8 protein-coding genes are annotated in these 11,969 nt (G+C 58.9%); 7 read left to right on the forward strand and 1 reads right to left on the reverse strand.

Annotation, left to right across the window (positions count from 1 at the left end; all coding sequences use genetic code 11):
- Positions 1-265: 265 nt before the first annotated feature.
- Positions 266-1,390, reverse strand: a complete 1,125-nt coding sequence (locus AC1RKH_RS13465; protein ID WP_493062399.1) for a polysaccharide deacetylase family protein — start codon at positions 1,388-1,390, stop codon at positions 266-268.
- Between the two features lie 275 nt (positions 1,391-1,665).
- Between AC1RKH_RS13465 and yaaA the strand changes: the two genes are divergently transcribed.
- From yaaA to algG, 7 genes are all read left to right on the forward strand, one after another.
- The gene (gene yaaA, locus AC1RKH_RS13470; RefSeq protein WP_493062400.1) at positions 1,666-2,445 is read left to right on the forward strand and encodes a peroxide stress protein YaaA; all 780 of its coding nucleotides are present in this window, start codon (positions 1,666-1,668) and stop codon (positions 2,443-2,445) included.
- Positions 2,446-3,248: 803 nt separating this feature from the next.
- Positions 3,249-4,565, forward strand: a complete 1,317-nt coding sequence (locus AC1RKH_RS13475; RefSeq protein ID WP_123428762.1) for a nucleotide sugar dehydrogenase — start codon at positions 3,249-3,251, stop codon at positions 4,563-4,565.
- Between the two features lie 95 nt (positions 4,566-4,660).
- Complete coding sequence (gene alg8, locus AC1RKH_RS13480; RefSeq protein ID WP_493062401.1) at positions 4,661-6,142, forward strand: mannuronan synthase; 1,482 nt, start codon at positions 4,661-4,663, stop codon at positions 6,140-6,142.
- A gap of 36 nt (positions 6,143-6,178) precedes the next feature.
- On the forward strand, positions 6,179-7,348 hold the full coding sequence (locus AC1RKH_RS13485) for a PilZ domain-containing protein (protein WP_493062402.1): 1,170 nt from the start codon (positions 6,179-6,181) through the stop codon (positions 7,346-7,348).
- 9 nt (positions 7,349-7,357) lie between these two features.
- Positions 7,358-8,869 carry an alginate biosynthesis TPR repeat lipoprotein AlgK gene (algK, locus tag AC1RKH_RS13490; RefSeq protein ID WP_493062403.1) on the forward strand — a complete coding sequence of 504 codons (1,512 nt, stop codon included), beginning with the start codon at positions 7,358-7,360 and terminating at the stop codon, positions 8,867-8,869.
- Positions 8,866-10,350 carry an alginate export family protein gene (locus tag AC1RKH_RS13495; RefSeq protein ID WP_493062404.1) on the forward strand — a complete coding sequence of 495 codons (1,485 nt, stop codon included), beginning with the start codon at positions 8,866-8,868 and terminating at the stop codon, positions 10,348-10,350. Before algK ends, AC1RKH_RS13495 begins: the two co-directional genes overlap by 4 nt.
- 26 nt (positions 10,351-10,376) lie before the next feature.
- Positions 10,377-11,969, forward strand: a complete 1,593-nt coding sequence (gene algG / locus AC1RKH_RS13500) for a mannuronan 5-epimerase AlgG (RefSeq protein WP_493062405.1) — start codon at positions 10,377-10,379, stop codon at positions 11,967-11,969.

The raw sequence follows: 11,969 nt of genomic DNA on the forward strand, positions 1-11,969 counted from the left end.
ACGACTCAAGTGAACTGCACACAAGGGGGGTCTTGGAAGACGCCACCTGTGTTGCAGGTTTCGGCGGTCTGTCTTCGTAATACTCCAAAACCTGTGACAGAAAAAAGCACTTTGACGCTTTTTTGAAGTTTATTTTTCAGAGTGACGAAAAGCCCTTGGCGCGCCGACCCGGCACCGTTAAAGTCGGAAGTCCGCCTGCATCGAAATCCCTCTCAAAATCACCTCTGCCCAAATGTTTCCGGCTTTTTTTGGGGAAGGGCGCGTTTCAACGAAAAGCGGACTGACAATCCTCCCAGCCGATCCCGCTTTGCGCGGTTTGCGTCAACAACCAGGGCATTGCCGTTTTCACCGCGTCTTGTTTAACGTTAAAATTGATCACCCCGTGACGCCACAACAGCATCAATGTCAGCACCCGCTGCGCGCTCTGCTCAGCCGTGAGCTGGCGACTGCCGTCCGCCGGGTCGATATCCCACAGCGCGACCTGCAACCCTTGAGTCTTGAAGAAACCCTGCGCATCGGCGCGACGCTGACCGTTGGGCGGGCGGAACAGCGGCACGAAGTTCTCCGGCAGTTTGTTCTTCACCAGTTCGACACTGCGCGTGACCGAGTACTGCCAATCCTGCCAATGGCTGTGGGAACGAAATTCCCAGCCCTGCACGCCGATGCACTGCTTTGAGTACAACGCTTGCAGCTCGGCCACCGAATGTTGTGCCAGGCGGTTCTGGATGTCACTGCCCAGCACAAAGAAGGTCCCGCTCAGGTTCGACTTGCGCAGGTACTCGGTCAGCCAGGCGGTGTGGTCCGGCGCGATGTTGGCGGCACTGTCGAAGCTCAGCACAAACAGCCGATCATTCAGCTCATCGCCGTTGCGCTCATAGTCGCCGAACAGTTCGACTTCGCTGCTGGTCTGCGGAAACAACGCAGCCTTGCGCAATTGTTCGTCCAGATAGCGCTCGTGAAAACGCCGGCTCGGCTCGGCCCAGCGGGTGTAATACGAGTCTTCGCCGAGCTGGAACTTGCCGGCCTGCTCTCGCAGGGTGTCCATGTCTTCGACCAGAAAACAGAAGGAGGCATCCTGGTCACAGCTCTGCTGGGCGAAGTTATAGTTGGCGAGCAGGCGCAACCACATGTGCGCGCGCAGTTTGTTGATCGAATCGAGGTTGATCATGCGCAAGCCCAGGCGCTGCTTCAAAGCGCCTTCGTCCAGCGCCTCACTGACGAGCAAGGCTCGGGCGAAGGTGAGGATTTCTGCGCGTGACGCGACATCGAACAGGGTCGGGCTGCCCAGTTGTTCAGGCCAGGTGCTGCGATCCAGGGTGGCGAGATCGTTGGGCGCGGCATAGGCACTCACGCTGAACAACCAGGCCGAAAAAAGTAAAGCGATACGCAAAGGGATGTCTCCATAACAAAACCCGCGCGGCACTATAGCTGATCCAGACCGGATTCCCGCAGTGGCACCGACCTACTGTGGGAGCGAGCTTGCTCGCGATGGCATCACCTCGGTTTTGTCGATAAACCGAGTTGCCTGCATCGCGAGCAAGCTCGCTCCCACAAAAAGCTCACACACAGGTTTTGCAGATAACCACCGATCACCTATGGCCTTGATAGGTGGAGTCAAACCGTCCAACCCCCTAGAATCCCCGCACGATTAAAGGAGACGACTTCATGCTGATGGTGATTTCCCCCGCCAAGACCCTCGATTACGAAACACCGCCGGCCACCCAGCGTTTCACTCAACCGCAGTACCTGGACCATTCCCAGGAGCTGATCCTGCAACTGCGCGAGCTGAGCCCGGCACAGATCAGCGAGTTGATGCACGTTTCCGACAAGATCGGTGGCCTCAACGCCGCACGCTTTGGCAGCTGGACCCCGGCATTCACGCCGGCCAACGCCAAGCAGGCGCTGCTGGCGTTCAAGGGTGACGTGTACACCGGCATGAATGCCCAGACCTTCAGCGAAGCCGATTTCGATTACGCCCAACAGCACTTGCGCATGCTCTCGGGCCTCTACGGCCTGCTGCGCCCGCTGGACCTGATGCAGCCGTATCGGCTGGAGATGGGCACCAAACTGGCCAATGCCCGTGGCAAGGACCTGTACGCCTTCTGGGGCACGCAAATCAGCGAATGGCTGAACGAAGCCCTGGCCGACCAAGGCGATGACGTGCTGCTCAACCTGGCCTCCAACGAGTACTTCTCGGCGGTCAAACGTAGCGCCTTGAACGCCCGGATCATCAACACCGAGTTCAAGGACCTGAAGAACGGCCAGTACAAGATCATCAGTTTCTACGCGAAGAAAGCCCGCGGGATGATGAGCCGTTTCGTGATCCAGGAACGCATCAACGACCCGGCCGCGCTCAAGCAATTTGACGTGCAGGGTTACCGCTACAGCGCTGAACAGTCGAAACCCGATAACCTGGTTTTCCTGCGCGACCACGCCCCCGAATAAAGCATCACGATGGCGCACGACATTGATCTATGTACGTGCGCCGAAACGTGATCGTCCCTGCCTTTCCCTTGCCCGATTCGTCATTTTTATGACGCCAAAAACACGCCACTCCAATTTATGAAATTTCTTTCACTCGACAAGCGTGAAATTTTTCAGTAGTGGCACGCATTTTTTTCAAGCGTAGTGGCAAAAAACCATTCACGGTAATTAACTCCCCATTAATAAAGGCCGAAACGGCAAGTGCTATCAATATGAGAGCAGTGCCATCTTTCGCACTATTTCAATAAATTTAAAAAATCGGGATCGGCGGCCATGAACTATCTGAACCTACACCGCTCATACCACCGGTAACGATTATCTTTGAGCGTGTACGAGATAACTTACGCAGAGTGCCGCCCCTATCGCCAAGTTGTCATATTCAACTTTGCTTTCAGGCCACTTATTTGGATTAACAGGAGATAACGCACCATTACTATCCCCTACAAGGCCAAGGCTGCCCCCCTGTAAACGTGCTCACCTGAGCACCTGAGTGCTTGATATTGCTGGCTTTATGCCAATTTTCAAGTACCACCAACATTTTGCACCACGGTATTCAAAAGAAATGCCGGCTGCAGTTCAGGGCACGCCTTCACCCTCAGGCCAAGTTTCGCACACCTTGAGTGCACTTATTTAGACACTCGGAATTGAGTATGCCTGCACACGGTATTGTGGCGCCTGCCATCCACACTTCCGAGTGCACTTCGACCGCTGAACACTATTAACTTCACCCCTTTAATGGCGTGATAAATACAGAGGTAAATGCGATGCGCATCAGTATATTTGGTTTGGGTTACGTCGGCGCAGTCTGTGCCGGTTGCCTGTCTGCACGGGGCCATGAAGTGGTTGGCGTGGACATTTCCAAAGACAAGATCGACCTGATCAATGCAGGTAAATCACCGATCGTTGAACCGGGTCTGGGCGAACTGCTGACCCAGGGCATTCAGACCGGTCGTCTGCGCGGCACTACCAACTTCGCAGAAGCCATTCGTGACACCGACCTGTCGATGATCTGCGTCGGTACGCCGAGCAAGAAAAACGGCGATCTGGAACTCAATTACATCGAATCGGTGTGCCGTGAGATCGGCTTTGTCCTGCGTGACAAAACCACCCGTCACACCATCGTGGTACGCAGCACGGTGTTGCCGGGCACCGTGAAGAACGTGGTGATCCCGATTCTCGAAGACTGCTCGGGCAAAAAGGCCGGCGTCGACTTCGGCGTTGCCGTTAACCCTGAGTTCCTGCGTGAAAGCACCGCGATCAAGGACTACGACCTGCCACCGATGACCGTCATCGGCGAGTTCGACAAAGCCAGCGGTGACGTTCTGCAATCGCTGTACGAAGAACTCGACGCACCGATCATCCGCAAGGACATCGAAGTCGCCGAGATGATCAAGTACACCTGCAACGTCTGGCATGCGACCAAAGTGACCTTCGCCAACGAGATCGGCAACATCGCCAAAGCGGTCGGCGTCGATGGTCGCGAAGTGATGGAAGTGGTCTGCCAGGACAAAACCCTCAACCTGTCCCAGTACTACATGCGCCCGGGCTTCGCGTTTGGCGGCTCATGCCTGCCAAAAGACGTGCGCGCCCTGACCTATCGCGCCAGCTCCCTGGACATCGAAGCACCGCTGCTCAACTCGCTGATGCGCAGTAACGAATCCCAGGTACAGAACGCCTTCGACATCGTTGAAAGCCACGACAAACGCAAAGTCGCCCTGCTTGGCCTGAGCTTCAAGGCTGGAACCGATGACCTGCGCGAAAGCCCGCTGGTGGAGTTGGCGGAAATGCTGATCGGCAAGGGTTACGACCTGAGCATCTACGACAGCAACGTCGAATACGCCCGCGTCCACGGTGCGAACAAGGATTACATCGAGTCGAAGATTCCTCACGTCTCGTCCTTGCTCAACTCGGACTTCGACTCGGTGATCAACAACTCCGACGTGATCATCCTCGGCAACCGTGACGAGAAGTTCCGCGCCCTGGCCGAGACCGCGCCGCACGGCAAGCAAGTGGTCGACCTGGTCGGGTTCATGTCCAAAGCCACCAGCGTCAGTGGCCGGACCGAAGGTATCTGCTGGTAAAGCAGCCATAAGCGGCAAGCTTCAAGCGGCAAGTTAAAAGCTCTTCACTTGCAGCTTGAAGCTTGAAGCTCATAACTGACTTTAGGATTCCGATTATGCACAGGCTAAAGCACGGCCTACTTCAGGCCGCCGGTTGGCTGTTTTACCTCAGTGTGTTGATGGGCATCGCCATGGCGTTGCCTGTCACCACCTTCGACCCGCAGTCCAAGGACTTCATTTTCCTGATTGGCGTCGTCGGTATCTGGCGCTATTCGATGGGTGCCACGCACTTTTTGCGCGGCATGCTGTTTCTCTACGTGGTCTACCCGCACCTGCGGCGCAAAGTGCGCAAGCTCGGCAAGGCGGCGGACCCGTCCCACGTCTTTTTGATGGTCACCAGTTTTCGTATCGACGCGCTGACCACCGCCCAGGTCTACAGCTCGGTGATTCGCGAGGCCATCGAGTGCGAACTCCCGGCCACCTTGGTCTGCTCGATCGTGGAAATGTCCGATGAGCTGCTGGTGAAAAGCCTCTGGGCCAAAATGAACCCGCCGGACCGGGTCAAGCTCGACTTCGTGCGCATCCCCGGCACCGGCAAACGCGATGGCCTGGCTTTCGGTTTTCGCGCCATCTCTCGCCACCTGCCAGACGACCGTGCAGTCGTGGCGGTGATCGATGGCGACACCGTGCTCGCCAAAGGCGTAGTGCGTAAAACCGTGCCGTGGTTCCAGCTGTTCGGCAACGTCGGCGGCCTGACCACCAACGAATTTTGCGAAGTGCGCGGCGGTTACATCATGAGCGAATGGCACAAGCTGCGCTTCGCCCAGCGCCACATCAACATGTGCTCGATGGCCCTGTCCAAGCGCGTGCTGACCATGACCGGACGCATGTCGGTGTTTCGCGCCTCCGTAGTCACCAACCCGGACTTCATCGCCGACGTCGAAAGCGACTCGCTGCAACACTGGCGCCTGGGCCGTTTCAAGTTTCTCACTGGCGACGACAAGTCCAGCTGGTTCAGCCTGATGCGCCTGGGTTACGACACCTTCTACGTGCCGGACGCTGCGATCAACACCGTTGAACACCCACCGGAAAAGAGCTTCATCAAGGCCAGCCGCAAACTGATGTTCCGCTGGTACGGCAACAACCTGCGGCAGAACTCCCGGGCGCTGGGCCTGGGCATGAAACGCCTGGGTCTGTTCACCTCGGTGGTGCTGTTCGACCAGCGCGTGTCGATGTGGACCTCGCTGCTCGGCCTGACCGTGGCGCTGATCGCCAGCTTCAAATACGGCACCGCGTTCATCCTGGTGTATCTGCTGTGGATCGGCATTACCCGCCTGATCCTGACCCTGCTGCTCTCCTGCTCGGGACACAAGATCGGCCCGGCCTACCCGGCGATTCTTTATTACAACCAGATCGTTGGCGCGCTGGTGAAGATCTACGTGTTCTTCCGCCTCGACCAACAGTCCTGGACCCGTCAGGACACCAAATTGACCCGTGATCTGGCCAGCTTTCAACGTTGGTTCAACACCTGGTCGTCTCGGACCATGACCTTCTCCGCCGGCAGCATTTTCGTCGCCGCGCTGCTGTTGATGGTCTGACCTGCCTTGCCTGAATTAACGAGGAAATACCCCCCTATGAATACCGCCGCGAACATCAACGTAGTGCATGAATCCGAAGCCCAACGCCAACACGCCCGGGTGAAAATTCCGGCCAAGCTGCGCTTCTTCGGACCCGACCGTACGCCAGTGGAAGCTCGGCTCATCGACCTGTCCGCCGGCGGCCTGAGCTTCAATGCCGGGCAGATACCGCTCAAGGTCGGCGACGTGCACAAGGGCCGGCTGCAATTCCTGATCGACAACCTCGGCCTGGCCATGGACGTCGAGATGCAGATTCGCTCGTTCGACCGCCAGACCGGCCGCACCGGTTGCCAGTTCCAGAACCTCGAACCGCAGGACATCTCGACCCTGCGCCACCTGATCACTTCGCACCTGTCCGGTGACATCGTGACCATGGGCGATGTGTTGGCGACCCTGCAACGGGACAACTTCACCAAGGCACGCAAGGTCAAGGACGGTGGCCATGGCATGAGCGCTTTCGGGCGCTTGCGGGCAGTGACCTTCAGCCTGGGGATTTTCATCGTCGGCCTCGCCGCGTTCGGTTTCGTTTTCAAATCGGTGTACGGCATGTACTTCGTCAGCCACGCCCAGGCCGGTCTGGTCAGCGTTTCAGGCATGAACGTCACCATGCCCCGCGATGGCACCGTACAAAGCCTGATCAAAACCGATGGTGTTGCCGCCAAGGGCGCGCCACTGGCGACGTTCAGCACCAGCATGCTCGACGTGCTCAAAGGGCATCTGGACGAAAATCAGTTACAGCCGGCCAAGGTTGAAGAACTGTTCGGCAAGCAGATGACCGGCACCCTCACCTCGCCCTGCGAATGCACTGTGGCTCAACAAATGGTCGCCGACGGTCAGTACGCCAGCAAAGGCGACGTGATCTTCAAACTGGTGCCGCAGGGTAGCCAGGCCAACGTCGAAGCGCGCTTCTCCTATCGCCAGTTCGGTGATGTTCGTCCGGGTACGAAAGTAAGCTTCCAGATCGCCGGCGAAGACACCAAGCGCACCGGCACCATCGTCAGCAGCACCAGCCTGAAAAGCGAAGACCTGTCGTCCGACATCCGCGTGCAGATCAAGCCTGACGCACCGCTGGACAGCCGCTTCGCCGGTCGCCCGGTGGAAGTCAGCAGCGACCGCGGCCCATCCGTGAACTGGCTGATCGACAAAGCCATGGCCGCCGGACTTTAAGCGGAGGACATGCCTGTGACCACTCCACCTATCCTCAAAGCACCGCAAAACCTGTGGGAGCGAGCCTGCTCGCGATGGGATCACTGCGGGGCCTCAGACGAACCGCGTCAGCCGCATCGCGAGCAAGCTCGCTCCCACAGGGGTTTGGCGCTCTGCTCGTTGGCGTTGGCGGTGAGCCTGGCCGGTTGCGCAGGCCTGCCCGACCAGCGTCTGGCCAATGAAGCCCTGAAGCGTGGCGACACCACGCTCGCGCAGCAGAACTACAAACAACTGGCCGACCTGGGATACAGCGAAGCGCAGGTCGGTCTGGCCGATATTCAGGTGGTAAGCCGCGACCCGGCGCAGATCAAAGCCGCCGAAGCCACTTACCGTGCCGCCGCCGATACCTCGCCACGAGCACAAGCACGCCTGGGTCGTTTGCTGGTGGCCAAACCGGGCTCGACCGAAGCCGAGCAACACGAGGCTGAAGACCTGTTGAAGAAAGCCTTTGCCAATCACGAGGGCGGCACGCTGATCCCGTTGGCCATGCTGTACCTGCAATATCCCCACAGCTTCCCGAACATCAACGCCCAGCAGCAGATCAGCCAGTGGCGCGCCGCCGGTTACCCGGAAGCCGGTCTGGCCCAGGTGCTGCTGTATCGCACGCAAGGCACTTACGACCAGCATCTGGATGACGTCGAACGCATCTGCAAAGCCTCGCTGAACACCACCGACATCTGCTATGTCGAGTTGGCCACGGTCTATCAGAAACGTGCCCAGCCGGAACAGCAGGCCCAACTGCTCAAGCAACTGCACGCCGGCTACAGCGTCGGCAAAGTGTCCGCCCAACGCATGGACAGCGTGGCCCGCGTACTCGGCGACGCCAGCCTTGGCAAACCGGACGAAAAAACCGCGCAAGCCATGCTCGAGCAAATCGCCCCCGGCTACCCGGCGTCCTGGGTCAGCCTGGCGCAGTTGCTCTACGACTTCCCCGAGTTGGGTGACGTCGACAAGATGATGGAATACCTGAACAACGGCCGCGCCGCCGATCAGCCGCGCGCCGAACTGTTGCTGGGCAAGCTCTACTACGAAGGCAAGTGGGTGCCGGCCGACGCCAAGGTCGCCGAACAACACTTCCAGAAAGCCGTGGGCAAGGAAGTCGCCGCCGATTACTACCTCGGCCAGATCTACCGTCGTGGCTATCTGGGCAAGGTCTATTCGCAAAAAGCCCTGGACCACTTGCTGACCGCTGCGCGCAACGGCCAGAACAGCGCCGACTTCGCCATCGCCCAGTTGTTTTCCCAAGGCAAGGGCACCCAGCCCAACCCGCTCAACGCCTATGTCTTCAGCCAGTTGGCCAAGACACAAAACACCCCGCAAGCCACTGAGCTGGCGCAAACACTCGAAACCCAATTGCCGCCTGCGCAGCTGGCCGAGGCCCAACGCCTGTTGAAACAGGAACAGGCCGTACGCGGCACCGTGAGCCACAGCACGCTGCAAGTTGAGGCCCTGCAAGAAAAAGACGGCGAGGAATCCCTATGAAGCTCAATCCATTCGTTCAAGCCGGAATCGGCCTGACCTTCGCCCTGTTGTGGTCCTGCCCGACATTGGCCGCGATGACCGACACCAAGAACTACGGCCTGGAAGTGAAAGTCACTGGCCAGTCCGAAGACGACAGCGACCTTGGCACCAAGCCCGGCGGCGACGTCAATGGTGTGGGCCTGGACCTGCGCCCATGGGTTTACGGTGAAAGCGGCAGCTGGAGTGCCTACGCCATGGGTCAGGCCGTGACCGCGACCGACATCATCGAAACCGACACCTTGCAGTCCGATACGCAAGGCGCTCAGAGCAGCGGCAACAACGGCCGCCAAAGCAAGAAAAACTACCTGGCGATGCGTGAGTTCTGGATCGGTTACAGCGGCCTCACACCCTACCCCGGCGAGCAACTGAAGCTCGGTCGCCAACGCCTGCGCAACGACGACGGTCAATGGCGCGACACCAACATCGAAGCGTTGAACTGGACCTTCGACACCACCCTGCTGCGGGCCAACGTCGGCGTCGCCGAACGCTTCAGCGAGTACCGCACCGACCTCACCGAACTAGCGCCCAAGGACAAGGATCGTCTGCACGTCTTCGGCGATATCGCGACCCAATGGACGCCCGGTCAGTGGGTCGGCGTGCGTGCTCATCACACCCATGATGACGGCAAGCTCGATTACCCGTCACCCGGCGAAACGCCCGACTCACTCGCCAAGAAACAGAACGGCGACCTGAGCTGGCTCGGCGTGGAAGCCAACAGCGACGCCTACAACTGGCGCAACACCAACACCGTCAATTACTGGGCCAGCGTCACCGGCATGAGCGGTAACCGTGACACCGTCAACCCGTTGAACGCCGACGGCAGCCGCCCGATCGACGCCTCGAAAAATGGCGACGTCAGCGGCTGGGCTACGGACCTGGGCGTGCGTCTGCGCCTCGATCCGCAATGGCAAGTCGGTGCGGCCTACGCCCGTGCCAGCGCTGACTACGAGCAAAACGGTTTGCAAAGCAACCGCTCGAACTACACCGGTACGCGCTCGCGGGTTCACCGTTTCGGCGAGGCCTTCCGTGGCGAAATGAACAACATGCAAAGCGCCAGCCTGTTCGGTTCCTGGATGCTGCAAGACGATTACGACGCCAGCCTGGTCTACCACAAGTTCTGGCGCGTCGACGGCAACAAGCCGGTCGGTAGCAACGGCATAAACGCGGTGGAAAACAACTTCGACGACGTCACCGGCGCGCTGTTGTCCAGCACCTCGTTGCCACTGGTAGACGGCAAGACCGACCTAGGCCAGGAAATGGATCTGGTGGTCACCAAGTACTTCAAGCAAGGCCTGTTGCCGGCCGGCCTGAGTCAGTCGATCGACGAACCTTCGGCGCTGGTGCGCTTTCGTGGCGGTGTGTTCAAGCCGGGCGATGCCTACGGCAAACAGGTCGACTCGTACATGCACCGTGCGTTCATCGACGTGATCTGGCGCTTCTGATGCGAGCCGCCAAGGGAGTGCCCCAGATGAACAACCCAGCGTTCAAAGGCTCGCTCAGCCTGCTGGTCGGCGCGATGCTGCTGACAAGCTCAGCGGTGTTCGCCAACGTTGAGCCGGCAGCACCGGTCCCGAAAGGGCAGCCGGTGACCGTGGCCAAAGGACTGCAACAGGCCAAGACCTACACCGTCAGCAGCGCGCCGACCGCATCACTGGAACTGGCGGCACCAAAACTGCCCGACCTGTCCGGCTACACCGTGCAAGCCGTCGCGGCGAAGATCGTGCGCAGCAAGGCCGGCAAAGTCAGCGTGCGCCGGATGATGCAGGAAGACGCCTTGAAGGACTTCATCGGCGGCGATAACAAGATGGCTGAATGGGTGGTGCGTCAACACGGCATTCCTCAGGCGATCTTCATCGACGACGGTTACGTCAACCTCAAGGACCTGATCCAGAAGCTGCCCAAGCAATACTTCAGCGAGACTTCACCCGGCGTATTCCTCGCCAGGCTGCCAATCGTGGTCGGGCAAAAAGGCATCCTCGAAATCGACAAACAGACCCAGGAATTGCGCCTGTCCGAAGAGGCCGGTTCGTTCCTGATCAACGACGGTCAGTTGTTTGTGCGTGACAGCAAAATCACTGGCTGGCGCGAGAAGGACAACGGCCCGGCGACCTTTCGCTCGCCCAAGGATTTCCGCCCGTTCCTGCTGGCCTGGGGCGGCACGCAGACCTACATCGTCAACAGTAAGCTGGCCAGTTTCGGTTACTCCAACAGTAAGTCCTACGGGGTGAGTATTTCCCAGTACACGCCGAACATGGCCAAGGTGCTCAAGCGTCCGGAACCGACCGGCTGGATCATCGGTTCCGAGTTCTCGGACATGTGGTACGGCTTCTACTGCTATGAAACCCGCGACTTTGTGGTCAAGGGCAATACCTACCGCGACAACATCGTCTACGGCATCGACCCCCACGACCGTTCCCACGGACTGATCATCGCCGACAACACCGTCCATGGAACGAAGAAGAAACACGGCATCATCATTTCCCGCGAAGTGAACGACAGCTTCATCTTCAACAACCGCAGTTACGACAACCACCTCTCGGGGCTGGTGATCGACCGTAACAGCGTCAACAACCTGATCGCCTACAACGAGATTTACCGCAACCACACCGACGGCATCACCCTCTACGAGAGTGCCGACAACCTGTTGTGGGGCAACAAGGTGATCAGCAACCAGCGCCACGGCATCCGTATTCGTAACAGCGTGAACATTCGCCTCTACGAAAACGTCGCCATGAACAACGGCCTGACCGGGGTCTACGGGCACATCAAGGACCTGAGCGACACCGACCGCGACATCAAGCTCGACCCCTTCGATGCTGAAGTGTCGCTGATCGTCGTCGGTGGCGAACTGGCGGCCAATGGCAGCGGACCGTTGTCCATCGACTCGCCATTGAGCGTCGAGTTGTACCGGGTGTCGATGCTCGCCCCGACCAAATCCAGTGGCATCAGCTTCTCGGGAATCCTTGGCGAACGCCAGGATGAAATCCTCGACCTGCTGGTGCGCCAACAGAAAGCCGTGCTGATCGACCCCGTCGAACGCCAGACCGAAATGCGCGACTGA

The sequence above is a fragment of the Pseudomonas sp. GW822-FHT06B12 genome (assembly GCF_058799675.1).

Excerpts from the sequence above, each read along its gene's own strand:
- yaaA (WP_493062400.1), top strand. The coding sequence starts at position 1,666 with ATGCTGATGGTGATTTCCCCCGCCAAGACCCTCGATTACGAAACACCG.
- AC1RKH_RS13475 (WP_123428762.1), top strand. The coding sequence starts at position 3,249 with ATGCGCATCAGTATATTTGGTTTGGGTTACGTCGGCGCAGTCTGTGCC.
- alg8 (WP_493062401.1), top strand. The coding sequence starts at position 4,661 with ATGCACAGGCTAAAGCACGGCCTACTTCAGGCCGCCGGTTGGCTGTTT.
- AC1RKH_RS13485 (WP_493062402.1), top strand. The coding sequence starts at position 6,179 with ATGAATACCGCCGCGAACATCAACGTAGTGCATGAATCCGAAGCCCAA.
- algK (WP_493062403.1), top strand. The coding sequence starts at position 7,358 with ATGCCTGTGACCACTCCACCTATCCTCAAAGCACCGCAAAACCTGTGG.
- AC1RKH_RS13495 (WP_493062404.1), top strand. The coding sequence starts at position 8,866 with ATGAAGCTCAATCCATTCGTTCAAGCCGGAATCGGCCTGACCTTCGCC.
- algG (WP_493062405.1), top strand. The coding sequence starts at position 10,377 with ATGAACAACCCAGCGTTCAAAGGCTCGCTCAGCCTGCTGGTCGGCGCG.